The sequence below is a fragment of the Massilia aquatica genome (genome assembly GCF_011682045.1).
GTDB lineage: Bacteria > Pseudomonadota > Gammaproteobacteria > Burkholderiales > Burkholderiaceae_D > Telluria_A > Telluria_A aquatica.
The window spans coordinates 103,676-128,067 of sequence record NZ_VVIW01000012.1 but is presented as its reverse complement, the minus strand read 5'-3'; the positions used below and the strand labels follow the sequence as shown (position 1 = coordinate 128,067).

At 64.1% G+C, this 24,392-nt stretch carries 20 protein-coding genes; 8 read left to right on the top strand and 12 right to left on the bottom strand.

Annotated elements, in window-relative coordinates; genetic code table 11:
* Nucleotide 1 precedes the first annotated feature (1 nt).
* On the top strand, nt 2–1,243 hold the full coding sequence (locus F1609_RS20070) for an EAL and HDOD domain-containing protein (RefSeq protein ID WP_229421958.1): 1,242 nt from the start codon (nt 2–4) through the stop codon (nt 1,241–1,243).
* A gap of 81 nt (nt 1,244–1,324) precedes the next feature.
* Here F1609_RS20070 and F1609_RS20065 read toward each other — a convergent pair whose 3' ends face one another.
* Nucleotides 1,325–1,693 (bottom strand): SPW repeat protein, encoded by a 369-nt coding sequence (locus tag F1609_RS20065; protein WP_167078415.1) that lies wholly within the window; start codon nt 1,691–1,693, stop codon nt 1,325–1,327.
* 119 nt (nt 1,694–1,812) lie between these two features.
* On the bottom strand, nt 1,813–5,571 hold the full coding sequence (gene metH / locus F1609_RS20060; protein ID WP_167078492.1) for a methionine synthase: 3,759 nt from the start codon (nt 5,569–5,571) through the stop codon (nt 1,813–1,815).
* A gap of 260 nt (nt 5,572–5,831) precedes the next feature.
* On the opposite strand from metH, the gene F1609_RS20055 reads away from it, so the two are divergent.
* Complete coding sequence (locus F1609_RS20055; protein ID WP_167078413.1) at nt 5,832–6,071, top strand: BrnA antitoxin family protein; 240 nt, start codon at nt 5,832–5,834, stop codon at nt 6,069–6,071.
* 14 nt (nt 6,072–6,085) lie between these two features.
* Here the strand turns inward: F1609_RS20055 and fmt are convergent, their stop codons facing one another.
* On the bottom strand, nt 6,086–7,042 hold the full coding sequence (gene fmt, locus F1609_RS20050; protein WP_167078411.1) for a methionyl-tRNA formyltransferase: 957 nt from the start codon (nt 7,040–7,042) through the stop codon (nt 6,086–6,088).
* 212 nt (nt 7,043–7,254) lie between these two features.
* Nucleotides 7,255–7,797, bottom strand: a complete 543-nt coding sequence (def, locus tag F1609_RS20045; protein WP_167078410.1) for a peptide deformylase — start codon at nt 7,795–7,797, stop codon at nt 7,255–7,257.
* Nucleotides 7,798–8,080: 283 nt separating this feature from the next.
* Between def and F1609_RS20040 the strand changes: the two genes are divergently transcribed.
* The 5 genes from F1609_RS20040 (at nt 8,081) to F1609_RS20020 (ending at nt 14,384) form a co-directional block, all read left to right on the top strand.
* Complete coding sequence (locus F1609_RS20040) at nt 8,081–9,184, top strand: LysM peptidoglycan-binding domain-containing protein (protein WP_167078409.1); 1,104 nt, start codon at nt 8,081–8,083, stop codon at nt 9,182–9,184.
* A gap of 7 nt (nt 9,185–9,191) precedes the next feature.
* Nucleotides 9,192–10,322, top strand: a complete 1,131-nt coding sequence (gene dprA, locus F1609_RS20035; protein ID WP_167078408.1) for a DNA-processing protein DprA — start codon at nt 9,192–9,194, stop codon at nt 10,320–10,322.
* A gap of 77 nt (nt 10,323–10,399) precedes the next feature.
* Entirely contained in the window at nt 10,400–10,864 is a 465-nt protein-coding gene (locus F1609_RS20030) for a Smg family protein (RefSeq protein ID WP_167078407.1), read from the top strand.
* Nucleotides 10,865–11,280: 416 nt separating this feature from the next.
* A complete protein-coding gene (locus F1609_RS20025; protein WP_167078404.1) occupies nt 11,281–13,956 on the top strand; it encodes a DNA topoisomerase III in 2,676 nt (891 codons plus the stop codon).
* Between the two features lie 35 nt (nt 13,957–13,991).
* Nucleotides 13,992–14,384: an SMI1/KNR4 family protein gene (locus F1609_RS20020; protein ID WP_167078402.1), complete on the top strand. Its 393-nt coding sequence runs from the start codon at nt 13,992–13,994 to the stop codon at nt 14,382–14,384.
* A gap of 119 nt (nt 14,385–14,503) precedes the next feature.
* Here F1609_RS20020 and coaD read toward each other — a convergent pair whose 3' ends face one another.
* Together coaD and coaE are read right to left on the bottom strand one after the other, a co-directional pair.
* Nucleotides 14,504–15,658 carry a pantetheine-phosphate adenylyltransferase gene (coaD, locus tag F1609_RS20015; RefSeq protein ID WP_167078400.1) on the bottom strand — a complete coding sequence of 385 codons (1,155 nt, stop codon included), beginning with the start codon at nt 15,656–15,658 and terminating at the stop codon, nt 14,504–14,506.
* A gap of 3 nt (nt 15,659–15,661) precedes the next feature.
* Entirely contained in the window at nt 15,662–16,267 is a 606-nt protein-coding gene (coaE, locus tag F1609_RS20010) for a dephospho-CoA kinase (RefSeq protein WP_167078398.1), read from the bottom strand.
* Nucleotides 16,268–16,379: 112 nt separating this feature from the next.
* Here coaE and F1609_RS20005 point away from each other — a divergent pair, with 112 nt between their 5' ends.
* Nucleotides 16,380–16,994 carry a TetR family transcriptional regulator gene (locus tag F1609_RS20005; RefSeq protein ID WP_167078396.1) on the top strand — a complete coding sequence of 205 codons (615 nt, stop codon included), beginning with the start codon at nt 16,380–16,382 and terminating at the stop codon, nt 16,992–16,994.
* Between the two features lie 49 nt (nt 16,995–17,043).
* Here F1609_RS20005 and F1609_RS20000 read toward each other — a convergent pair whose 3' ends face one another.
* The 6 genes from F1609_RS20000 to F1609_RS19975 form a co-directional block, all read right to left on the bottom strand.
* On the bottom strand, nt 17,044–17,559 hold the full coding sequence (locus F1609_RS20000) for a hypothetical protein (RefSeq protein ID WP_167078394.1): 516 nt from the start codon (nt 17,557–17,559) through the stop codon (nt 17,044–17,046).
* A gap of 71 nt (nt 17,560–17,630) precedes the next feature.
* Nucleotides 17,631–18,200, bottom strand: coding sequence for a hypothetical protein (locus F1609_RS19995; RefSeq protein WP_167078392.1), 570 nt, complete (start codon nt 18,198–18,200; stop codon nt 17,631–17,633).
* A 7-nt stretch (nt 18,201–18,207) separates the two neighbouring features.
* Nucleotides 18,208–19,386 carry a hybrid sensor histidine kinase/response regulator gene (locus F1609_RS19990; protein WP_167078390.1) on the bottom strand — a complete coding sequence of 393 codons (1,179 nt, stop codon included), beginning with the start codon at nt 19,384–19,386 and terminating at the stop codon, nt 18,208–18,210.
* Nucleotides 19,383–19,997, bottom strand: coding sequence for a chemotaxis protein CheB (locus F1609_RS19985; RefSeq protein ID WP_167078388.1), 615 nt, complete (start codon nt 19,995–19,997; stop codon nt 19,383–19,385). The genes F1609_RS19990 and F1609_RS19985 overlap by 4 nt, the downstream gene beginning before the upstream one ends.
* Nucleotides 19,994–20,821 (bottom strand): CheR family methyltransferase, encoded by an 828-nt coding sequence (locus tag F1609_RS19980; RefSeq protein ID WP_167078386.1) that lies wholly within the window; start codon nt 20,819–20,821, stop codon nt 19,994–19,996. The genes F1609_RS19985 and F1609_RS19980 overlap by 4 nt, the downstream gene beginning before the upstream one ends.
* Nucleotides 20,821–24,288, bottom strand: coding sequence for a response regulator (locus tag F1609_RS19975; protein WP_167078384.1), 3,468 nt, complete (start codon nt 24,286–24,288; stop codon nt 20,821–20,823). The genes F1609_RS19980 and F1609_RS19975 overlap by 1 nt, the downstream gene beginning before the upstream one ends.
* Nucleotides 24,289–24,392: the final 104 nt, after the last annotated feature.

Below are 24,392 nucleotides of genomic sequence, written 5' to 3'. Positions count from 1 at the left end.
GATGCCAGTGCGTGATTTCTACCTGGGGCGCCAGCCGATCCTCGACCGACAACAAGGTTTGTACGGTTATGAAATGCTTTTTCGCAATGCGGCAGGCGAATCGGCCGAGATTGACAACGATGTGGCCGCCACCGCCACTGTCATCGCCCATACCGCCCAGCTGGGCCTGGAAAAAGTCATCGGCGATGCGCTCGGTTTCCTGAATGTGGACGCCGACGTGCTGATGAGCGACATTTTCGTGTTCCTGCCGCGCGAGCGGGTGGTGCTGGAAATCGTCGAGAGCATGGTGGTCAGCCAGCCCGTGCTCGAGCGCATCGCCGACCTGACCGCGCATGGCTTTCGCTTTGCGCTCGACGACGTGCGGCTCGACGCACCCGAGGTGCAGCAGCTCTTGCCGATGGTCGAGTACGTCAAGCTCGACGTGCGCGCCATGCCGCTGTCCGGCTTGAATGCCGCGGCGCCGCTTTTCAAGCGCGACAACAAGAAGCTGATTGCCGAAAAGGTCGAATCGCGCGAGGAATTCGAGATGTGCCTCGGCCTCGGTTTCGACTATTTCCAGGGATACTATTTTGCCCGCCCGGCCGTGATCAGCGGGCGCAAGCTGTCGCCGTCGCAGCTGGCGGTGCTTGAGTTGATGAGCCTGGTGACCTCGGACGCCGATAATATCGACATCGAACGCGCGGTCAAGCGCGACGTGACCCTGGCCCTCAACCTGCTGCGCCTGGTCAACACGCCCGCCATCGGCATGCGCCACCGCATCGATTCGATCAGCCAGGCGGTGACCATTCTCGGCCGCCGCCAGTTGCAGCGCTGGCTGCAGATCATGCTGTACGCCGAGCCTTCGCGCGGCGGCAACAGCATGACGCCGCTGCTCTTGCTTGCCACCACGCGCGGGCGCCTGCTCGAATTGCTGGCGCAGCGCCTGCGTCCGGGCCAGCGCAACGTGGCCGAGATCGCTTTTACGGTCGGCATCATGTCGCTGATGGATGCCTTGTTCGGCATGCCGATGACGGTCATCGTCGAGCAAATTCCCGTGATCGACGAGGTGGCGCACGCGCTGCTGCGGCGCAGCGGCTTTTTTGGCGACCTGCTGCACCTGGCCGAGTGCATCGAACGCATGGAAGAGTCCGACGACCAGGTGCTGCCGGCGCTGCGCGAACTGGCGATTTCCAGCGAAGAACTGATCGAACTGGAAGTGGCCGCCTTCGAGTGGAGCGACAAGGTGGTGCGTTACGCGATCTGAGCCTGATGTTGAGCCTGGCATGGGGGCGCGAGCGCCGGATTGGCGGCGGGCGCGCCCCGAGTCAGGACCACGACGCGCGGCTCACGGACTGCCGGCCCATTGCCGGTGCAGGTCCGGATCGCTGTACAGCTCCCACAAGGCCAGCACGATGACGGCGATGCCCACGATGAGGCTGTTGTTCATCATGGGGCCGCGATCAGCCACGGCCGGGATCCAGGGCGAGACCGCCACCCACACTGCCGCAAGGAGATTGACGACAACGGCCCAGACGTAGGTTTTGTAGAGGTCGAACGCGGCGAGCAGGGCGATGACCGCGCCCGCGATCCAGGCATTGATGGCCTGTGGCGAGTCAGTGGGATAGGCCAGTGCCCACGGTGAAATGAACAGCCAGAGGCCGAGCAGCAGGATCGCCTGATCCTGCCAGCGCCTGGCAGAGGGGTGGATTTCCATAGTGCCTCCTGTACGCGAATTCCGGCGCGGAACATCAGCGGGAGCTGCGCCGTCACTCCCGTCGCTACAGGGAGTTAGGCAGGCAAACAGCGGAAAAGTTCACTCCACCTCACTGCATCCTACGACAAATTCGGCGCCAGCCAGCGTTCCAGGTCTTCTTTCGGCACGCCACGGCGCTTGGCCATCTCGTTCAACTGGTCCTCGCCAATCTTCCCGACCACGAAATACTTCGCTTCCGGGTGCGCGAAATAGAAACCCGATACCGCCGCGCCCGGGAACATGGCGAACGACTCGGTCAATTCCATGCCGATCTCCTGCGCCTGCAGCACCTTGAACATATCGGCTTTCACGGTATGTTCCGGACAGGCCGGATAACCGGGCGCCGGACGAATCCCTGCATAGCGCTCGCCGATCATCTCTTCATTCGTCAGGTTCTCGCCCGCCGCATAACCCCACAAGTCGGTGCGCACGCGTTCGTGCATATATTCGGCAAATGCTTCGGCCAGGCGGTCGGCCAGCGACTTGAGCATGATCGATGAATAATCGTCGTGCGCATCTTCAAAACGCTTTTCGTACTTCTCGATTCCCAGACCGCTGGTCACCGCGAACATGCCGATATAATCCTTGATGCCCGATGCTTTTGGCGCGATAAAATCGGCCAGGCACTGGTTCGGGCGCTGCACGCCGTCGACCAGGGGTTTGACGCCCTGCTGGCGCAAACCGTAATAGGTGAACGCCACCGTACTGCGCGTGTCGTCGGTATAGATCTCGATATCGTCGTCGCCCACGCTGTTGGCCGGCAGCAGCGACACCACGCCATTGGCGGTCAGCCAGCGCCCTTCGATGATTTTCTTGAGCAGCGCCTGGCCTTCTTCGAATACCTTCGAGGCCGCTTCGCCCACCACCTCGTCGGTCAGGATGGCGGGGAAGGGACCGGCCAGGTCCCAGGTCTGGAAGAACGGGCCCCAGTCGATATACCTGGCCAGGGTGCCCAGGTCGACGTTCTTGAATGCGCGGCGGCCGATGAATTTGGGCCGCACCGGCTCGAACGAGAGCGCCATCTTGTTGGCGCGCGCGGCGGCGAGCGGCAGGATCGGCAGCGCCTTCTTGTTGGCGTGCTGCTCGCGGATGCGCACGTAATCCTGGGCGATGTCGTCGATGTACTGGTCGCGGCTCTCGGGCGTGAGCAGCGACTGCGCCACCGACACCGAGCGCGAAGCGTCCGGCACGTACACCACCGGGCCGTCGTAGTTATGCGCGATCTTCACCGCCGTGTGGGCGCGGCTGGTGGTGGCGCCGCCGATCAAGAGCGGGATCTTGAGCATGCGGAAGTGCGGGTCGCGCTGCATTTCCTTGGCCACGTGCGCCATCTCTTCCAGCGACGGCGTAATCAGGCCCGACAGGCCGATCATGTCGGCGTTTTCGACCTTGGCGCGCGCCAGGATTTCGGAGCAGGGCACCATCACGCCCATGTTCACGACTTCGAAGTTATTACACTGCAGGACCACCGAGACGATGTTCTTGCCGATGTCGTGCACGTCGCCCTTGACAGTGGCGATGACGATCTTGCCCTTCGGTTTGGCGACGATGCCGGTGCGTTTTTCTTCCAGCAGTTTTTCTTCTTCGATGAAGGGAATCAGGTGCGCCACGGCCTGCTTCATCACGCGCGCCGATTTCACCACCTGGGGCAGGAACATCTTCCCTTGTCCGAACAGGTCGCCGACCACGTTCATGCCGTCCATCAGCGGGCCTTCGATCACGTGGATCGGGCGTCCGCCGTTGTGCAGCAGTTCCTGGCGCGCTTCTTCGGTGTCTTCCACGATCCACTGGGTGATGCCGTGCACCAGCGCGTGCGAGAGGCGCTGCTGCACCGTGCCTTCGCGCCAGGCCAGGGTCTGCACATCCTGCTTGTCGCCGGCTTTCAGGGTGCCGGCGATCTCGATCATGCGCTCGGTGGAATCGATCCGGCGGTTCAGGACCACGTCTTCGACGCGCTCGCGCAGTTCGGGCGCGATGTCGTCGTACACGCCCATCATGCCGGCGTTGACGATCCCCATGGTCATGCCGGCCTTGATGGCGTGGTACAGGAACACGGTGTGGATTGCTTCGCGCGCCGGGTCGTTGCCGCGGAAGCTGAACGAGACGTTCGAGACGCCGCCCGAGATCTTCGCGTGCGGCAGGTTGTCCTTGATCCAGCGCGTGGCGTTGATGAAGTCGACCGCGTAGTTATTGTGTTCTTCGATGCCGGTGGCGATGGCAAAAATGTTCGGATCGAAGATGATGTCTTCGGGCGGGAAGCCCACCTGCTCGGTCAGCACCTTGTAGGCGCGCGCGCAGATCTCGGTCTTGCGCGCAAAGGTGTCGGCCTGGCCCTGTTCGTCGAAGGCCATCACGATCACGGCGGCGCCGTAGCGGCGGCACAGGCGCGCCTGGCGGATGAATTCTTCTTCGCCTTCCTTCATCGAGATGGAATTGACGATGGCCTTGCCCTGCACGCATTTCAGGCCCGCTTCGATCACCGACCATTTGGACGAGTCGATCATGATCGGCACGCGCGAAATGTCCGGCTCCGAGGCGATCAGGTTCAGGAAGCGCTCCATCGCCGCCTTGGAGTCGAGCATCGCTTCGTCCATGTTGATGTCGATGACCTGGGCGCCGTTTTCCACCTGCTGGCGCGCCACCGACAGCGCTTCGTCGTAATGCTCGTTGAGAATCATGCGCGCAAACGCCTTGGAGCCGGTCACGTTGGTGCGCTCGCCGACGTTGACGAACAGCGAATGTTGGTCGATGGTGAAGGGCTCGAGGCCCGACAGGCGCTGGGCCACCGGAATGACGGGTACTGCACGCGGCGGGGTGCTGGCCAGCATGTCGGCAATCGCCTTGATGTGGTCGGGCGTGGTGCCGCAGCAGCCGCCGGCGATGTTGATAAAGCCGCTGTCGGCGAATTCGCGCAGCAGGGATGAGGTGTCAAGCGGCAGTTCGTCGAAGCCGGTGTCGCTCATCGGGTTGGGCAGGCCGGCATTCGGGTAGATGCAGACAAAGGTGTCGGCAATTTGCGACAGTTCTTCGGCGTAGGGACGCATCAGGGCCGCGCCCAGCGCGCAGTTCAGGCCAATCGTGAGCGGCTTGGCGTGGCGCACCGAGTTCCAGAAGGCGGGCACGGTCTGGCCCGACAAAATGCGCCCGGAGGCATCGGTGACGGTCCCGGAAATCATGATCGGCAGGCGTTCGATGGCCGGATTCTCGTCGAAGTACAGGTCGATCGCGAACAGCGCCGCCTTGCAATTCAAGGTATCGAAGATGGTTTCGACCAGCAGCACGTCGGAGCCGCCTTCGACCAGGCCGCCCACCTGCTGGTGGTAGGCGGCGACCAGCTGGTCGAAGGTGACGTTGCGCGCGGCCGGATCGTTGACGTCGGGCGAGATCGAGGCCGTCTTCGGGGTCGGTCCGAGCGCGCCGGCCACGAAGCGCGGCTTGTCCGGGGTGCTGTATTTGTCGCAGGCGGCGCGCGCGAGTTTGGCGGCGGCCACGTTCATCTCATAGGCCAGGTGGCCCATGTGATAGTCGTCCTGGGCGATGGTGGTGGCGCCGAAGGTGTTCGTTTCGATCAGGTCGGCGCCGGCCGCGAGGTAGCGCTCGTGGATTTCCTGGATGATGTGCGGCTGGGTCAGGGTCAGCAATTCGTTGTTGCCCTTGACGAACAGTTCGCGCGCGCCGCTGCCGGCGGGTGCCGCGAAACCGGCAAACCTGCCGTCCGGGCCGCCGCGGTAGGCTACTTCGTCCAGTTTGTACTGCTGGATGATGGTGCCCATCGCGCCGTCGAGAATCATGATCCGGCGCGACAGGATGTCGCGTAGCCGGGTTTCAGTCGTGGACATGGCGGGACGGGCGATAGTCATGATGGTGCTTTCAAAAGGCGGGTCGGAACCGGTCTGGACCGGGCCTAAAATTATACGTCATCGTGCCCGTTTGGTTTCCCGGAGGGCAATTGATGAGTTCGCTTTGTATCCTTTTGTATTTAAATAGTGACTTGATACAAGACGATACAAAACCCTTTGTGTCTGCAATCTTTGCGTTACATGCGAAGACGACAATCGCTTCGATGACGCCGCAGTGCGTCTTTACGGGGAACACATACATGAACGATGATTTTCAAACCAGCTGGTCCGAGCCAGCATCCATGCAGAACGGTGACGCCAGCACCGTTCAGCGCCCGCCAGTTGCCGCACCGCTCAAGCAGATCGTGACGATCCGCCTCGATGTCGACATGCTCAAATGGTTCAAGTCCGCAGGTCCGGGTTACCAAACCCGCATCAACCAGATCCTGCGTGAACATATGGAAGCGCAGCAGGCTGAGCGCGAAGCAGCTCAGCAGTAAGCTGGCAGGGCGGCTCAGTCGAGGCTGAGACCGTCCAAAGGGAATCCCTTAAGAAACTCGGCCGCAGGCAAACGCTTGCCGCCGGGTTTTTGCAGTTCTGTGAGGCGCAAGGTGCCTTGTTGACAGGCGACGATGATGCCGTGCTGGGCGTCGGCCGCCAATACTTGCCCGGGTGGCGCATCGCTGCCCGCTTCCAGCGCTTCGGCGCCCCAGATCTTGATGATGACCCCGTTGAGCTCGGCGTGCGCGCCGGGGAAGGGGTTGAAGGCGCGGATCTTGCGGCCCAGTTCGTTCGATGACAGGGAAAAATCGAGCGCCGCTTCTTCCTTGCCGATCTTGGCGGCGTAGGTGACGCCCTGGTCCGGCTGCGGCACCGGGTGCAGGGTGCCGGCCGTGCGCGCGTGCAGGGCCTCGACGATCATCTTTGCGCCCAGGGCGGCCAGGGTGTCGTGCAGGGTGGCGGTGGTGTCGCTCGGCAAAATCGGCACCCGTTCCATCAGCAGCATGGGGCCGGTGTCGAGGCCTTCTTCCATTTCCATGATGGTCACGCCGGTTTCCAGGTCGCCCGTTTCGATGGCGCGGTGGATCGGCGCGGCGCCGCGCCAGCGCGGCAGCAGGGAACCGTGGATGTTGATGCAGGGCTTGATCTCGAGCGTGCTGCGCGGGAGGATCAAGCCGTAGGCGGCGACCACCATCACGTCGTAGTCGGTGGCCAGCAGGCGCGCATGCGCGCTGGCGGCCTGGGCGGCGCGTTCGGGGTCCTTGCTGTCGAGGCGCAGCGAGAGCGGCTGCAGGACCTCGATGCCGTGGGCCAGCGCGTATTGCTTGACGGCGGAGGCATGCAATTGCAGGCCGCGCCCGGCGGGGCGATCGGGCTGGGTCAGGACCAGCGGAATCTCGAAGCCGGCCTCGTGGAGGGCGCGGAGGGCGACGGCGGCGAACTCCGGCGTGCCGGCAAAGATGATTTTCATGGGATTCCTGGGTTAAAAAGTAAGAGCCTCAAAAAGTCGGCCATCGATGCGGTAATGCCATACGCGAACCGTAAAGCCGTCTTTCCCGCGCAGGCGGGAACCCATAGCACCTTCGCTGATCGGCGATGCTATGGGTTCCCGCCTGCGCGGGAAAGACGGCTTTGGGTGCTGTGGACGCCTGACGTGCTATCGCATTATTGAAGTACTTGACCTCAATGCCGGCGACCCGCCGCCCGCAATGCCGCTTCGCGTTCGATTCCGCGCTCTTCCTTGAGCATCTTTGCCTTGATCCGGTTGCGCTTGAGCGGCGACAGGTATTCCACGAACACCTTGCCCATCAAATGGTCCATCTCGTGCTGGATGCAGACCGCCATCAGGCCATCGGCGCTGAACTCGAACGGCTTGCCGCTGGCGTCGAGGGCGCTGACCTTGATCTGCGCGGGGCGCTCCACGCCATCGTAGATGCCCGGCACCGACAGGCAGCCTTCATCGTAGACCTGCTTTTCAGCACTGGCCCAGACGATGGTGGGATTGATGAACACGCGCAGCTCGTCCTTGGTCTCGGACGTATCGACAATGATCAGTTGCTCGTGCACGTCGACCTGGCTCGCGGCCAGGCCCACGCCGGGCGCGTCGTACATGGTCTCGGCCATGTCGGCCACCAGTTTGTTGATGCGCTCGCCGAATTCGGTGACCGGCTTGGCCACCTTGTGCAGGCGTGCGTCTGGGTAGCGGAGAATATTCAGTATTGCCATAGGTCTAGTAATTTCGATAACAATTCGGTGATAATTTCAAGTGGTCCCGCGCATAAGAATTCTAAAACACAACAAAAACACAACAGACCCGCAACCGGGTTGAGCATGGTTTTTCTTGCTAGTTCAAGGATTTATGTGCAGAATTTGATCCAGTTCGGCAAGCCTTATCATCGATATCGTCGATAGGGTAGCGTTAAATCGCGCTGTCTCTTGCGCTGTGGCTGGCAAGGTGACGTGTCCAGCTAGCAATTCCGTGTTAATGCCGCACTTTACGGACATCTCAATGAAAAATTTTAGCACAGTCGGCGTCCGCGTAGCGGTTGTGGCGCTTTTTGCGGGACTGCTCGCAGCCCCGACCCAAGCGGCCACCTGCGAATTCCGGCCTAATGCCCCTGACCAGCACGTTGTGGTCAAGGGCGATACCTTGTGGGATATTTCCGGCAAGTTCCTGCAGCACCCGTGGTGCTGGCCCCAGGTATGGGGTTTGAACAAGGCGGAAATCCGCAATCCGCACTGGATTTATCCGGGTCAGATCGTGTATTTCGACCGCAAGAACGGCCGCTTGTCGCTGTCCCGTCCGGGTAGCGGCGATGGCTCGGGCAGCGCCAATGGCGTGCTGCGCCTGTCGCCCCAGATTCGTACCGAAGGCCTGGGCAAGGACGCGATCCAGGCCATCCCGGCCGGCGTGATCGAGCCCTTCCTGTCGCAGCCCCTGATCGTCGAAGAAGACGAGCTCAAGGGATCGCCGCGGATCGCCGCGGCCCAGGATGGCCACGTCTATCTCGGCCAGGACGACAAGATTTATGTACGCGGCGACCTCAAGGGCGGCAGCTCGTTCCAGGTGTTCCGTCCGGGCACCCCGCTCAAGGACCCGGAAAGCGGCAAGCTGCTCGCCTATGAAGCGGTGTACCTGGGTACGGCCAAGCTGTTTGCCGAAGCCAAGCCGGGCGTCGATGTGCACACCTTCATGGTGGCCAGCTCGAAGCAGGAAATCGGCGTGGGCGACCTGCTGATTCCGGCGCCGCCGACCGTCATGCGCAACTACATGCCGCACCCGCCCGATCAAATGGTCGACGCGCGCATCCTGGGCATCTATTCGGGCGTGACCCATGCCGGCCAGAACCAGGTGGTCAGCATTAATCGCGGCAAGCTTGACGGAATCGATGTCGGCACCGTGCTCCAGTTGTACACTCTGGGCAGAACGGTGGCCGACCCGGGTGCGCCGAAATCGGGCATCCTGGGCACCGGGAAAACCATGATCAAGTTGCCTGACGAGCAGTCCGGCACCCTGTTCATTTTCCGCGTGTTCAACCGGGTATCGTACGGCTTGATCATGCAGGTAACCGAGCCGGTCAAAATCGGCGACGTGGCCAGATCACCGGAGTAAAACCGCCGTGCAAGACACGGACCCCGCCAACCCCGCCAGCCAGGCCGAACGCCTGGCTGCCTGGGTGCGCCTGGAGCAGACCCCGGGCGTGGGGGCCGTGACGGCGCAGCGCCTGCTTGAGCGCTTCGCCACCCCGCAAGCCATCTTCAGCGCTTCCCACCTGGCCTTGCGCCAGATTGTCTCCGACAGCCTCGCCCGCACCCTGTGCGCGCCGATGGCGGACGCCTGCGCCGCCTACCTCGACACCGTCCGCGACTGGCTGGCCGAGCCGGGCCACCACCTTCTCACCTTTGACGACCCCGCTTTTCCGCCGCTGCTGCGCCAGCTGGCCCTGCCGCCGCTGCTGCTGTACGCCGCCGGCCGCATCGAACTGCTGTCGGCGCCGGCCGTGGCCATCGTCGGCAGCCGCAATGCGACCGGGCAGGGTATGGCCAATGCGCGTGCTTTCGCCGGCGCGCTGAGCACGGCCGGGCTGACCATCGTCTCCGGCCTGGCGCTCGGCATCGACGCCGCCGCGCACGAGGGCGGCTTGTGCGGCGCGGGCTCGACCGTGGCCGTGACCGGTACCGGGGCCGACCGCATCTATCCGCGCCGCAACGAAGCGTTGGCCCGGCGCATCGCCCGGGAAGGCTGCGTCATCAGTGAGTACCCACTCGGCATGAAGCCGGCGCCAGGCAACTTCCCTCGCCGCAATCGATTAATCAGTGGCATGTGCTGCGCGGTGCTGGTGGTCGAGGCGGCGGCCGGTTCCGGCTCGCTCATTACCGCCAGGCAGGCGGTCGAGCAGGGCCGCGACGTGTTCGCCATTCCCGGCTCGATCCACGCGCCGCTCTCAAAAGGTTGCCACATCCTGATCCGCGAAGGCGCCACCCTGGTCGATTGCGTCGATGACATCCTGGTGCCGCTGCGCGTGGCGCCGCTGGCGACCATGGCGCGCCAGCCCGACACCACCGCATTCCTGAGCGCCGCCCAGCGCGCGCTGCTCGACGCGCTCGGCTACGAACCGGCCGGCGCCGATGCGCTCGCCGCACTGAGCGGCACGGAGGCGGGCGCGCTAGCCGCCCAGTTGCTCAGCCTGGAACTTGCCGGTCATCTCGAACGGTTGCCGGGCGGATTGTTCCAGCGCGTGCAGCGCTAGACAACCGGGCCGCTGGCGCGCAAAGGGGGCGTGGACGGGACTTGTGTCTTAGCGAGCTTAACTGATAGAGTAGAGCCATGTTCGATATCCTGGTCTACCTTTACGAGACGTACTACCGCCCCGATGCCTGCCCCGAGCCGGCCGCGTTGGCGCGTAAACTGTCCGCTGTCGGTTTCGACGATGTCGAGATCTCGGAAGCGCTCGTGTGGCTGACCGACCTGACCGAAATGGCGGGCGACGAAACGGCCCTGGCGTTCACCTCGAGCGGCACGCGTTTTTACGTGTCGCGCGAATACGACGCGCTGGGCAGTTCGGCGGTCGGCTTCATCCAGTTCCTCGAAAGCGCGGGCGTGCTCAGCCCGGTGCAGCGCGAAATCGTGATCGAACGCGCGCTGGCGCTGGAAGAGTCGCCGGTGGGCCTGGGCAAGCTCAAGATCATCGTGCTGATGCTGCTGTGGAGCCAGGGCAAGGAACCGGACGCGCTGATGTTCGACGACCTGTTCGGTTCCGACGACGAGCAGGCCCCGCGCTTGCTGCATTGAGTCCGGCCGGCGCCGCGCGCGCCTGGTTTCCCTTCCACGCAACGCTTTTCCCCCGCTGCCGGCACGATTGTGGCCTTCGGCATGCAGTGGCTACTTGCGGATTTCCCGACAACCCGCTTATCATTGGCCGCTCTATCGGGTTGTTACAATTTCGATATCGGGCTGGCAAAATGCCGCCTGCTGCGGTTAAGAGCCTAGCTCAGTAGATCGGGGGAAGCGGATGGCGACATGCGCGTAAGCGATGCATGGCAAGCGCTGGCAAGGCGCGAGGAGGCCGCATGGCTAGCCATGCAACGACAAGCAACGCCGCCCGCGCTTGCCAGGCGCGCCAGCAGCGACTCCGATCTACTGAGATAGGCTCTTAGCATGTATGATGCGCGGGCCGAACCACTTAATATAGTACGACGAGAAAACCTATGACCAAAACCCTCATCATCGCCGAGAAGCCCTCCGTCGCGAACGATATCGCCAAGACGCTGGGCGGCTTCACCAAGCACGATGAGTACTTCGAATCGGACGAATATGTCCTGTCGTCGGCCGTCGGCCACCTGCTGGAAATCGCGGTGCCGGAAGAGCACGACGTCAAGCGCGGCAAGTGGAGCTTTGCCCACCTGCCCATGATTCCGCCGTATTTCGCGCTTAACCCGATCGCCAAGACCGAGGCCCGCCTCAAGGTCTTGAACAAGCTGATCAAGCGCAAGGATGTCACCCAACTGATTAATGCCTGCGATGCCGGGCGCGAAGGCGAGCTGATTTTCCGCCTGATCGCGCAGAACGCCAAGGCCAAGCAGCCGATCAAGCGCCTGTGGCTGCAATCGATGACGCCGGGCGCGATCCGCGACGGCTTCACGCAACTGCGCAGCGACGAAGAAATGCTGCCGCTGGCCGACGCCGCGCGCTGCCGTTCCGAAGCGGACTGGCTGATCGGCATCAACGGCACCCGCGCCATGACCGCCTTCAACTCGAAGGAAGGCGGCTTCTACCTGACCACCGTGGGCCGCGTGCAAACGCCGACCCTGTCGATCGTGGTCGAGCGCGAAGACAAGATCAAGAAATTCGTCTCGCGCGATTACTGGGAAGTGCGCGCCGAGTTCGTGTGCGCCGCCGGCATCTATGAAGGGCGCTGGCTCGACCAGGCCTTTAAAAAGGACGAGAACGACCCCGAGAAGCGCTCCGAGCGCCTGTGGAGCAAGGCAGCGGCCGACAGCATCGCCATGGCCTGCAAGGGCCGCCAGGGCAATGTAACGGAAGAATCGAAGCCGACCACCTCGATGGCGCCGGCCCTGTTCGACCTGACCAGCCTGCAACGCGAAGCCAACGGCCGTTTCGGTTTTTCGGCCAAGAACACGCTCGGTCTGGCCCAGGCGCTGTACGAAAAGCACAAGGTATTGACCTACCCGCGTACCGATTCGCGCCATCTGCCGGAAGACTATATCAACACCGTCAAGGACACCATGGTGAGCCTGGCGGAGAACAATAACTACCACCAGTTCGCCAAGCAGATCACCGACAAGGGCTGGGTCAAGCCGAACAAGCGCATTTTCGACAACACCAAGATCTCGGATCACTTCGCGATCATCCCGACCACGCTGGCGCCGAAGAATTTGTCGGAGCCGGAACAGAAGCTGTACGACCTGGTCACGCGCCGCTTCATGGCCGTGTTCTTCCCGCCTGCCGAATTCCAGGTCACCACCCGCTTTACCGAAGTGTCGGGCCACCAGTTCAAGACTGAAGGCAAGGTCATGACCAATCCGGGCTGGCTGGCGATCTACGGCAAGGAAGCCTCGACCGACAGCGACAAGGACGACAACACCGGCGGCAACCTGGTGCCGGTGGCCAAGGGCGAAAAAGTGCAGACCGAAAAAGTCAGTCCGAACGCCCTGGTCACCAAGCCGCCCGCGCGCTACTCGGAAGCGACCTTGCTCTCGGCCATGGAAGGCGCCGGCAAGCTGATCGACGACGACGAACTGCGCGACGCCATGGCCGGCAAGGGCCTGGGCACGCCAGCGACGCGCGCGGCCATCATCGAAGGCTTGCTGGGCGAGCGTTACCTGCTGCGCGAAGGGCGCGAACTGATTCCGACCGCCAAGGCATCCCAGTTGATGACCTTGCTGCGCGGCCTCGGCGTGAACGAACTGACCGCCCCGGAACTGACCGGCGAATGGGAATACAAGCTGTCGCAAATGGAGAAGGGCAAGATTTCGCGTGACGAGTTCATGCGTGAAATTGCCCAGATGACGCAAATCATCGTCAAGCGCGCCAAGGAATACAACAACGACACGATTCCGGGCGACTACGCGACCCTGCACACGCCATGCCCGAACTGCGGCGGCGTGGTCAAGGAAAACTACCGTCGTTTCGCCTGCACCAAGTGCGAATTCAACATGAGCAAGACGCCTGGCAGCCGCCAGTTCGAGATTGCCGAAGTTGAAGAGTTGCTGGAAAAACGCACGATCGGCCCGATGCAAGGTTTCCGCTCGAAAATGGGGCGTCCATTTGCCGCCATTTTGCGCATCGTGCGCGATGAAGAGATCAAGAATTGCAAGCTCGAGTTTGATTTCGGCCAGAACGACGAAGGCGGCGAAGATGGCGAAGGCGTCGACTTCACCGGCCAGACCGCGCTCGGACCGTGCCCGAAATGCGCCGGCGGCGTGTTCGAGATGGGCCTGGCCTATGTGTGCGAGCACAGCGTGGCCAAACCGAAGACCTGCGACTTCCGCAGCGGCCGCATCATCTTGCAGCAGGAAATCTTGCCCGAGCAAATGGTCAAGCTGCTCAACGACGGCAAGACCGATCTGATGCCGGGTTTTGTATCGCAGCGCACGCGCCGTCCGTTCAAGGCGTTTCTGGTCAAGGGCAAGGACGGCAAGATCAGCTTCGAGTTCGAAGAGCGCAAGGCCAAAGCACCGGCCAAGGGCAAGGCGGCGGCGGCAGCCGATCCGGAAGGCGGCGACGAGGCGGCCCCGGCCACGGCGAAGAAGGCCGCGCCGGCCAAGAAAGCGGCGGCTAAAAAAGCGCCTGCCAAGAAGGCTGCCGCCAAGAAGCCGGCAGCGAAGACGGCCGCCGTCAAGAAAGCTGTCGCGGAAGAATAATCCGCCGCACCCCACGCGCCGGATTGGATAGAACAATGAATATTGCTCATCTGTCGTCACTTGCCAGGATCAATCCACCGGCAGCAGAAACCGCGATCGACCAGGTCGAAGCGCAATCGGGCGTGCGCTGGCCCGAGGCGTATCGGGCGCTGCTGCGATGCGCGAACGGTATCCGGTTCGACAACGGCCTGGTGATGTATCCGCTCGACGATGTGATCGAGCGAAACCAGACCCTGGAAGTGGGCGACTACGCGCCCGCTTATCTTGCCATTGGCGACGACAGCGGAGGACGGGCCGTCATGCTGTCGCTGGTATCGGGCACCGTCTTTCTGGTAGACATGGGAAGCATGGATCCCGACGCCATGGCGCCGGTCAGTCAATCCCTTCCATCCTGGATTGCTGCTGGGTGCCTTCTGAAAGCCGGCTGATTGCAGCCTAAAGCGTCAAAATCTGGCCTCGCCCAGCTATTTTTTCGCTTCGACTCCCCAAGTCCGACCGGCTGCTAGCCCAGAACCCCATTGGGCGTCGTCGCGCTGCCCGCGTAGAGTTAAGGAGATTCGCCCGCAAACGACTGGCGCTCGCGCAGCGTCTCCAGTTCGCGCGCCAGGTTCTCGCGCGCGCGCTGGCTGTACAGGTCGGCGAAATACGCATCCGGATACAGCGTGCCCGCTTTGGCCTGCGCATGAAAATGGGCCAGGATGCGCTCGCGGCCGGCCAGGTAATCGGCCTCCTCGACATGCTGGTACTCGGAGCGCACCGCGCGCGCATAGCCATCGTACACGTCGGCCGCCTGGCCCAGGATCGCCAGGTCCACGCCCTGCATCACATCTTGCAGCGCGTGGCGCGACGCGACCGGCGCCAGGTGCTCGGTGGCGCGAACCAGGCCCGCCACCTCAAGCGCCACCGCACCGCTGTCGAGGTTCGAGGCGAGCCACAGCTGCGCGCTCTGTTCTTCGTTCGATCCGCTGCCGCTGCCGCCGCCATACACCGCGTCGTGGAACCAGAATGCCTTTTTCAGGACCGCCATCTGCGCCGCGCTGGCGCCGGCATTGGCTGCCCACACCGTGATCTCGGTCAGTCCGTGCACCAGGTGATCGAGATTGTGATACGGGCGCTCCTTGGCGCCGTAAGCGCTCTCGCCGGTCAGGCGCGCGAACCAGGCGGCGGCGTTGGCGTCATCAAGCGGCCACAGGCTGTCCCAGTCCTTGCGCAGCCAGTCCAGGATCCAGGCGCAATAGGCCGGCGCCGGCATGAACTGGCGCGTGGTCCAGTGCCAGCCGACCGGTCCCTGCAAGCCGCGCACGAAACTCGAACTGACCGAACCGAGGTCGCGCGGCGGCATCACGAACAGCGTCTTGGCGCCGTGCAGCACATCGACGTTGGCTTGCTGGATCAGGTTTTCGTAATCGAAGTCGGAAGTGTTACGGATGCCGCGAATCAGGAAGTCGATGCCCAGCCGCTTGGCCGCGCGCGCCGTGTAGTCGCCGCGCACCAGCACCACGCTGACATTGGTCCACCCTTGCGCGGCCACGCTGCGTTCGACGATCTCCTTGCGCGAAGCGGCGTGGAATTGCGGTTTCTTGAACGGGTTTTCGGAAATCAGCACGACGACTTCGTCGGCCAGTTCGCGCGCTTCGCCGATCACCCACAGGTGGCCGTTGGTGATCGGGTCGAGCGTGCCGGAAAATGCGATTTTTTTCAAGATTCAGCTCCACAGGTCGGTGTATCGGTGATGCAGTTGCAAGGTCAGGGCGCGCACATCGTCCAGCGTGCCGTCGTTGTGGACCACGTCGTCGGCGCGCGCCAGGTAGTCCGCGCGCGGCAGCTGCATGGCGATGATGCTGGCCACCTGCGCGCTGGTCCAGTCGGGATTGCGCAGGGCGACGCGCGCCGCGCGCATCTGGTCCGTCGCATCGACCACCAGCACCCGCGCTGCGGGCAGGGCCTGGTCCATCGCCAGCGCCGACTCCCACACCACGTAGGACGCCTGCTGGCGGCGCGTCCAGTCGTCGGCCAGCGCCAGCACCGCCGGGCGCAGGATGCGTTTGAGTTCCTCGTTGGCGGCCGGGTCAACCGCGAAGAAGCTGCGCAGGGTGCCGCGCGCCAGGCTGCCATCGGCCGCCATGGCTTGCGGGAAGGCGCGCGCAATCTGCATGGTGGCCGGATGCGCCGCGTCCTGGTGCACGATGCGCGCCAGCGCATCGGCGTCGATGCAGGGCACGCCCAGCTCCTCGAAAGCGCGCGCGAAGGTCGACTTGCCGCTGCCGATCCCGCCGGTCAGCATCACTACCTTGGGGGGAGTTGCGTTCATCGTGTGGTCCCTTCGATTGTTTGGTTGCTCACCCAATATTGCTAGGCTAGCGAAAGACGTCGAAGAAAACAAGTATAATTTGGTCGTTCAACCAATTTAAGTGCCGCCAACGATGTCGAGAAAGCCCAATTCCGAGCAGCGCCGCGCGCAGATCGTGCAAGCGCTGCGCGATACGATGGCCGAACATGGCTACGACAAGGCCACCGTCCAGCTGGTTGCGCGCCGTGCGGGCCTCACGCCCGGCCTGCTGCATTACCATTTTCACAGCAAAGGCGAGATCCTGCTGGCGCTGGTAAACGCGCTGGCGGCGGCCGCGCACGCGCGCTACCTGGTGTTTGCGCAGGATGCCGCAGACGCCGATGCGCGCCTGGGCGCCTACATCGAGGCGCGCCTCGGACTGGGCGAAGGGGCCGACGCCAGCGCCGTGGCGGCGTGGGTGGTGATCGGCGCGGAAGCGGTGCGCCAGCCCGAGGTGCGCCTGGCTTACCAGCAGGCGCTGGCGGCGGAGTCGATGCTGGCGCGGGAATTGCTGTCGGCCAGCCTGGCCGCGCACGGCAAGAGCACGGCCAACGTCGCGGCGCTGGCGGCCGCCTTGCTGGCCATGATGGAAGGAAGCTTCCAGCTGGCCAGCGCCGCGCCGGCGTGCATGCCGATGGGGTATGCGGCGCCGCTGGCGACCGGCATGGTGCGCCGGTTTATCGATGCCGAGCCGTCGGAGGCGGCATGAGCCTGGCCGGGTGCGTCGCCGGCCACCCGTTTCGCCGCCATTGCTTCAGCTAGCGAATGTTTTTCGCGCCGATCGATGCCAGCAGCGGCAGTGCGGCGCTCTTGAGCGCCTCGAGCGGCGCTCCCGCCGGGACGATGCCCAGGCAGGCATTGATGTTCTGCAAGACGCCGGCGCCCATGGCTGCCGTTGCGGAATGCGTGTCCAGGAAACGGCGCGCCTGGCCGATGCGGCCGCGCAGATCGACGCTTGCATCGATGCCGTCCATGCCAGTGCCGGGCAGATCGCGGCGCAAATCGGTATCGAGGGCGTCCGGCACCGTGGTCGTCAATCCCAGCAGCGACTCGAACAGTTCGAGTAACTTCAGGTAGTCGGTTTGGCGAATCGGTTCGCGTCCCTCGTCGGCTGCATACACCGCTTTTGCAGTCGCCAGCGCAGCGGCGAAGCCGGCCGGGGCGGGGGCAGGCGTCCCCGCCGGCGCTGCCGCCGCGCTGCGTTTGCTTTTATTGTATTGATACCATGCCACGGCTGCCGCGCCGATCATTACGCCAAAAAATGCAGTAGACATCAGATGAGCCTCATAGTGAATATGGTACTGGTTTGACAAAAAGTTAATGTCAATTATACATGGAGGCCGTCTCAAGGCTCGAGCTGGCTTATCCGCCAGGGGCGCGCCGCGGCCAGCGGCAAGACCACCTGCTGGCCCGTACGCCACGCTCGCGGGGGCCACGCGATGGTGCGGCCCGCGTGCTGCGCAAGGTTGGTGGCGGCCACCACCCAGGCCTCGCCCGCACCCCTGGCGAAGACAAATTCGCTGCCGTGCGCCAGCGCCAGCCAGTCCGTTCCTGTCATCAGCCAGGCCCGGGCGCCGCGATCGTCTTCCAGGCGCAGTGCGCGCACCGGACCGGCATCGATGCGTCGCCACAGTTCGCGGTAGCTGCCGTCGATGCCGGTTTCTTCCACCGTATCGGCATCGATGAAGCGCATGATGCCCGCATCGACCCCGGGGCCGAGGGCGGGGAAGGCGATCTCGGGACGCCACTCGCAGCGCGCGCCGTCGACCACAGTGCTGCCGGCAAAGCCGCGCGAGTCGATGTGCCAGCACGCCGACTGGAACCACAGCACCAGCGTGCTGGTGTCGCTGCTGCCGTCGCTGCGCCAGATGCCCTCGCGCCGCCACAGGCCGCGGTACGGGGCCGGCACCGTCATGGCACCATCATGCGTGCGATCCGGCCAGCGGCAAGGCCAGGCGGAACGCCGCGCCCTGGTTCGGCGCGCTCTCGACATCGAGCGTGCCGTCGTGCGACTCGGCCAGCTGGCGCGCGATGTACAGGCCCAGTCCCAGGCCCTCGCGCACGTCCTTGGTGCCGGCCCGCTCGAACGGCGCGAAGATGCGCAGCTGGTCTTCCGGCGCGATCCCCACGCCCTGGTCGCGCACCACGATCCAGGCATGCCCGTCGCGCACTTCCAGGCTGATTTTCACCGGTTTGCTGCCGCCGTAGCGCAGCGCGTTGGTGAGCAGGTTGATGATGATCTGCTCGACCCGGAATTCGTCCCACACGCCGGCCACCGGCTCGGGCGCGTGCAGTTCGATGGTGCCGCCGGCGGCCTCGGTGCGCTGCGACAGGTCGCTGACGATGCGCGCCAGCAGCGCCGAGAGTTCGGTTTCGGCCGGACGGATCGACAGCTTGCCGCTGCGGATGCGCGAGACGTCGACCATGTCGTTGATCAGGCGGATCATGCTCTGGATCTGGCGCCCGTCGCGCGCCACCATCTTGCGCATGTTCTCTTCGCTGAAGGCGGCCATGTTGCCCTTGTCGAGCTGCATGCCGCGCAGCTGCGTCTCCAGGAACAGGGTGTTGAGCGGGGTGCGCAGTTCGTGCGCGACCATCGACATGAAGTCGTCGCGCATCTTCACCGAGCGTTCCAGCTCGACCTGGGTGGCGCGCAGCTCGCGCCGGCCCTCTTCCAGCTCGGCCACCTGGCGCTTGACCTCATTGCGCTGCTGGCACAGGGCCACGAACACATTGACCTTGCTCTTGACGGCCGCGATGTCGAGCGGCTTGTAGAGGAAGTCGACCGCGCCCGTCTCGTAGCCCTTGAAGGCGTAATTGAGTTCGCGCCCGGCCGCGCTGACGAACACGATCGGCACGTTGCGCGTGCGTTCGGTGCCGCGCATCAGTTCCGCCAGTTCGATGCCGTCCATCCCGGGCATCATGACGTCCAGGATGGCCAGCGCGAAGTCGTGTTCGAGCAGCAGCGACAGCGCCGCCTCGCCCGAACTGGCCTGGTACACGATGCGGTCGTCCTGTTCGATGATCTTGCTCAGCGCGAGCAGGTTCTCGGGCAGGTCGTCGACGATCAGGAGCTTGATTTTTTGTTGGTCGCTCTTCATTGGTTCTCCATCATCGCGGTCATCAGCGCGCGGATTGCGGGTACGGGCAGCACAAGGTCGGGTGCGCGCAGCCGGATCGCGGCCGAGGGCATGGTCGCGATCTCGGCGTCTTTCGGGTCCTGCACCACGGTCAGGCCGCCGCAGGCGGCGATGCGCGCCATGCCGCAAGCGCCGTCGGCGCTGGCGCCGGTCAGCAAAATGCCAAGCAGGCGCTGGCCCCAGGCGTCGGCGGCCGACTCCATCAGGATGTCGATGGCCGGGCGCGAAAAATGCACCGGATCCTCCTGGCTCAGCGAAAAACTGAAGTCGCGTTCGACCGACAGGTGGTAGCCGGGCGGGGCGAAATACACGCTGCCGGCTTGCACCGTCATCTTGTCGTCGGCCTGGCGCACCGGCATTGCCAGGTGCTGCTGGAAGACTTCGGCCAGGCGGCTGTCGCGGTCGTCCGGCAGGTGCAGCACCACCGTCACCGAAAAGCCGAAATTCTTCGGCAGCGCCGGCAAAATGCGCAGCAGGGCGTCGATGCCGCCGGCCGAGGCGCCGATCACCACGGCGTCGATCCTGCGTCCGGCCAGCAGATCCGCGTGGACCTTGGCATGCACGGCGTTCATGGCCCCACCTTGCGGAATATCCGCTCGGCCTTGACCAGCGGCTCGAAGGCATCGGCGTGCGACGAGAAATCGAGGCTCTCCTTGCTGCCCAGGCCCAGGAAGCCGCGGTGGCACAGGGACTCGTGGAACAGGCCGAGGGCGCGGTCCTGCAACTTGCGGTTAAAGTAAATCATCACGTTGCGGCAGCTGATCAAATGGGTTTCGGAGAACACGCTGTCGGTCGCCAGGCTATGGTCGGCGAAGCTGACGTTCTCCACCAGGCTGCGGTCGAACAGGGCGCCATCATAGGCGGCCGTGTAGTAGTCGGAGAACGCCGCGCGCCCGCCCGCCATCTGGTAGCTGGCGGTGTAGGCGCGCATGCGATCGAGCGCGAACACGCCCTTGCGCGCCCGTTCCAGCGAATGCGGGTTGATGTCGGTGGCGTAGATGATGGAGCGCTCCAGCAATCCTTCTTCCTTGAGCAAAATGGCCATCGAATAGATTTCTTCGCCGGTGCTGCAGCCGGCAATCCAGATCTTGAGCGACGGGTAAGTGCGCAGGTGCGGCACCACGTGTTCGCGCAGGGCCTGGAAGTAGGCCGGGTCGCGGAACATCTCGCTGGTCGGAATGGTCAGGTACTGCAGCAGCTGCATGAAGGCGTCCGGGTCGTGCAGCACGCGCGCCTGCAGTTCCGAAATGCTGGCGCAGTCCATCTGGTGCAGCGCGTGGTGCACGCGGCGTTTTTGCGAGGCCCCCGAGTAGTCGCGGAAGTCGTAGCTGTACTTGAGGTAAATCGCTTCCATCAGCAGGCGCAGCTCGATGGTGATGCTGTCGGGAGCCTCCATCACAGACGCTCCATGCTCGGCAGCCAGACCCGCAGCAGCGAGTACAGGCGGTCAAGGTCGATCGGCTTGGCCAGGTAGTCCGAGGCGCCGGCCTTCATGCACTGTTCCTGGTCGTCCTTCATGGCCTTGGCGGTAATGGCGATCACCGGCAGCTTGGCAAAGCGCGCGTCCGCCCGCAGGCGGCGCGTCGCTTCCAGGCCGTCCATCCCCGGCATCATCACATCCATCAGCACCAGGTCGATGTCGGCAATCTGGTCGAGCCGTTCGAGCGCTTCGAAGCCGTTGCGGCCGACTTCGACGATGATGCCTTTCTGTTCCAGCGCGCTGGTGAGCGAGAAGATGTTGCGCACGTCGTCGTCGACCAGCAGGATGCGGCGCCCGTCGAACACGCGGTCGCGGCTGCGCACGGTTTTCAGCATGCTCTGGCGCTCGGCCGACATTTGCGATTCGACCTTGTGCAGGAACAGCGTGACTTCGTCGAGCAGGCGCTCGGGCGAACGCGCACCCTTGATGATGATCGAGCGCGAATATTTGAGCAGTTCGGCTTCTTCGGCGCGGGTCAGGTTGCGCCCCGTGTAGACGATCACCGGCGGGAACGAGACGATTTCTTCGGCCGCCATCTTGCGCAGCAGTTCGTGGCCCTGCATGTCGGGTAGCTTCAGGTCGATGATCATGCAGTCATAGATGCCGGCCTGGAGCAGCGCGAAGGCTTCGCCGCCGGTGGCCACCGCGGTGATCTCGACATCGGCGTCGTCGATCAGGTGGACCACGCTCTCGCGCTGGCGCTCGTCGTCCTCGACCAGCAGCACGCGCTTCATCTTCTGGGTGAATTTGCCCTCGAGGGTCTGGAACACCTGTTTCAGGCGGTCGCGCGTGGCCGGCTTGATCACGTAGCCGATCGCGCCGAGCTGCATGGCCGCTTCGGCGCGGTCGTTGGCCGAGACGATGTGCACCGGGATATGGCGCGCGCGCGGATTGTCCTTGAGCTTTTGCAGCAGATCGAGCCCGGAGCCGTCGGGCAGGCCGAGGTCGAGCAGGATGGCGTCGGGCAGGAAGTCGTTGGCCGCTTGCAGGCCGTCGGCGGCGCTGTGCGCGACCAGGCAGCGGTAGTGCATTTCGTGCGCCAGGTCGAACAGGATGCGCGCGAACGCGGCGTCGTCTTCGATCACCAGCACGCTGCGTCCGGCCGCGCCGCCGTGGCTGCGGTCATCGGCGAACACCGGCGTGCGCAGGGGCGCCGCCGGCGCTGGGGCGGGCGCGAGGGCGGTGCGCGCAGCCGCCTGCATGGTGCTGGCGGCCGCTTGCGGCAGGCCGGGGGTGCCGGCCGGCAGGGATGCCGGCACCAGCAGGGTGAAGGTGCTGCCCTTGCCGGGCGCGCTGGCGATTTCGATCGAGCCGCCCAGCAGGGCCGCCAGGTCGCGCGAGATCGACAGCCCCAGGCCGGTGCCGCCGTAGCGCCGGCTGGTGGTGCCGTCGGCCTGGCGGAAGGCTTCGAAGACGATCGCGTGCTGGTCGCTGGCGATGCCGATGCCGGAGTCGCGCACCACGAAGGCCAGCATGCCGTCCGGACGCGCTTCGATGGTCAGCGAGACCTCGCCGCTGTCGGTGAACTTGATCGCGTTCGAGAGCAGGTTCTTGAGGATCTGCTGGAGGCGCTGCGAATCGCTGTGCAAGGTGACTGGCGCGCCGGCGGCTACCTGCGAGGTGAAGGTGAGCTGCTTCTGCCCGGCCAGCGGCGCGAAGGTGTGGCGCATGCTGTCGGCCAGCTCGCTCAGGGCGATGTCTTCGGGCGTCAGTTCGAGCTTGCCCGCTTCGACCTTGGAGATGTCGAGGATGTCGTTGATCAGGTTGAGCAGGTCGTTGCCGGCCGCGTAGATCGTGTTGGCGAACTGGATCTGCTCCGGCTCCAGATTGCCCTTGGCGTTCTCGGACAGGAGCTTGGACAGGATCAGGGAACTGTTGAGCGGCGTGCGCAGCTCGTGCGACATGTTCGCCAAGAACTCGGACTTGTATTTGCTGGCGCGCTGCAGGTCGAGCGCGCGCTCTTCGAGCTCATGCTGGATCACGCCCAGGGCGCTGTTCTTTTCGTCGAGCGCGTTGGCCTGTTCGGCCAGGCGTTCGTTGGTCTGTTCCAGTTCGGCCTTCTGGTTCTCCAGGATGGTCTGCGATTCTTCCAGCACGCGCGACTGCTCTTCGAGTTCCTCGTTGGCGGTGCGCAGTTCTTCCTGCTGCACTTGCAGTTCCTCGTTGAGCTGCTGGGTTTCGGCCAGCGCGTCGTGCAGGCGGCGCCGCGCCAGCGCCGCTTCGATGGCGCGGCCGATGTTCGGCGCGACCAGTTCCAGGAACTCCAGGTCGCGCTTGCGCGGCTCGTTCAGGAAGCCGAATTCGGCCACGCCATTGGCGGCGCCGTCATTGTCGACCGGGATCAGGACCAGGTGGCGCGGGCTGCCGCTGCCGATGCCGGAAGTGACCTTCAGGTAGTGGTCGGGCAGGTTGCCCATCACGATCGGGCGTTTCGACAGCAGGGTCTGGCCGACCAGGGTGTCGGCGCCATTGAAACGCACTTCGCGCTCGCTTTCTTCGCGGGGCATGCCGTAGCCGGCGATGCGGCGCAGGCTGCCGTCTTCGTCGCGCGCGTACAGGGCGGCGACGGCCGCGCCGGTGTATTCGGCCATGAAATCGAGCGTGGCGCGCCCCAGGCTGGCCATGCTGTTGTGGCCGATGCTGCGTTCGGCCAATTGGGTCTGTCCGCTGCGCTGCCAGGCCTGGCGCTCGAGCGCTTCGCCGTGGGTGCGGTGCTGGTCGATGGCGTCGCCGAACACGTCCGACAGGCGCATCAGTTCGCGCCGGCCGAAGTAGGCCAGCAGGCCCGACAGCAGCAGGCTGACCACCAGGTACAGGGCCACGCCCCAGCGCGTGACGCTCTGGGCGCTGTCGTTGCGCTGTTTGAGCAGGCGCTGTTCGACCGCCAGGAATTCGTTGAAGGTGGTGCGGATTTCATCAAAAGCGACCTTGCCGCGCCCGCTGCGCACCAGGGTGATGACGTCGCTGTTGGCGCGCCGCAGGGCAATGGCGTTGGTGGCGTAAAGGTTCCACTGTTCCTGCATGGCCGCGATCTGGCGCAGGCGCTCGACCTGGGGCGGATTGTCGGCCACCAGCTTGGACAGGGCATCGAGGGTGGCTGCGGTTTTGCCTTTGGACAGGGTGTAGGGCGCGAGGAAGGCTTCGTCGTTGCTCAGCAAATAGCCGCGCAGGCCCGATTCCTGGTCGACCGAGAGCTTGGCCGCTTCGTTGGCGTGGCCGATCACCTTTTCGCTGTGCTCCACCATGCTCAGTACCGACAGCAGGTAGGTAATGACGGCCACGAAAATGAGGGCACTGCCGACGCCGATCGCCAGCGGCAAGGCGACGTTGCGGGCGAGGATACGGCGAAAGCCGGTCTGGTCCATCGTTTTGACGCTCGGCATGCTATCTTCCACGTAAAAGGTGGAAGTTTATACGAAAAGAAATATTTGACGCGCAAGATTCGGGGTGGACCTTGTACAAGTGCTAGTGCTGCGCCATGCCTTTG

Coding starts and splice junctions, on each gene's coding strand:
- F1609_RS20070 (WP_229421958.1), top strand. CDS start 2: ATGCCAGTGCGTGATTTCTACCTGGGGCGCCAGCCGATCCTCGACCGA.
- F1609_RS20065 (WP_167078415.1), bottom strand. CDS start 1,693: ATGGAAATCCACCCCTCTGCCAGGCGCTGGCAGGATCAGGCGATCCTG.
- metH (WP_167078492.1), bottom strand. CDS start 5,571: ATGTCCACGACTGAAACCCGGCTACGCGACATCCTGTCGCGCCGGATC.
- F1609_RS20055 (WP_167078413.1), top strand. CDS start 5,832: ATGAACGATGATTTTCAAACCAGCTGGTCCGAGCCAGCATCCATGCAG.
- fmt (WP_167078411.1), bottom strand. CDS start 7,042: ATGAAAATCATCTTTGCCGGCACGCCGGAGTTCGCCGCCGTCGCCCTC.
- def (WP_167078410.1), bottom strand. CDS start 7,797: ATGGCAATACTGAATATTCTCCGCTACCCAGACGCACGCCTGCACAAG.
- F1609_RS20040 (WP_167078409.1), top strand. CDS start 8,081: ATGAAAAATTTTAGCACAGTCGGCGTCCGCGTAGCGGTTGTGGCGCTT.
- F1609_RS20030 (WP_167078407.1), top strand. CDS start 10,400: ATGTTCGATATCCTGGTCTACCTTTACGAGACGTACTACCGCCCCGAT.
- F1609_RS20025 (WP_167078404.1), top strand. CDS start 11,281: ATGACCAAAACCCTCATCATCGCCGAGAAGCCCTCCGTCGCGAACGAT.
- F1609_RS20020 (WP_167078402.1), top strand. CDS start 13,992: ATGAATATTGCTCATCTGTCGTCACTTGCCAGGATCAATCCACCGGCA.
- coaE (WP_167078398.1), bottom strand. CDS start 16,267: ATGAACGCAACTCCCCCCAAGGTAGTGATGCTGACCGGCGGGATCGGC.
- F1609_RS20005 (WP_167078396.1), top strand. CDS start 16,380: ATGTCGAGAAAGCCCAATTCCGAGCAGCGCCGCGCGCAGATCGTGCAA.
- F1609_RS20000 (WP_167078394.1), bottom strand. CDS start 17,559: ATGTCTACTGCATTTTTTGGCGTAATGATCGGCGCGGCAGCCGTGGCA.
- F1609_RS19995 (WP_167078392.1), bottom strand. CDS start 18,200: ATGACGGTGCCGGCCCCGTACCGCGGCCTGTGGCGGCGCGAGGGCATC.
- F1609_RS19990 (WP_167078390.1), bottom strand. CDS start 19,386: ATGAAGAGCGACCAACAAAAAATCAAGCTCCTGATCGTCGACGACCTG.
- F1609_RS19985 (WP_167078388.1), bottom strand. CDS start 19,997: ATGAACGCCGTGCATGCCAAGGTCCACGCGGATCTGCTGGCCGGACGC.
- F1609_RS19980 (WP_167078386.1), bottom strand. CDS start 20,821: ATGGAGGCTCCCGACAGCATCACCATCGAGCTGCGCCTGCTGATGGAA.
- F1609_RS19975 (WP_167078384.1), bottom strand. CDS start 24,288: ATGCCGAGCGTCAAAACGATGGACCAGACCGGCTTTCGCCGTATCCTC.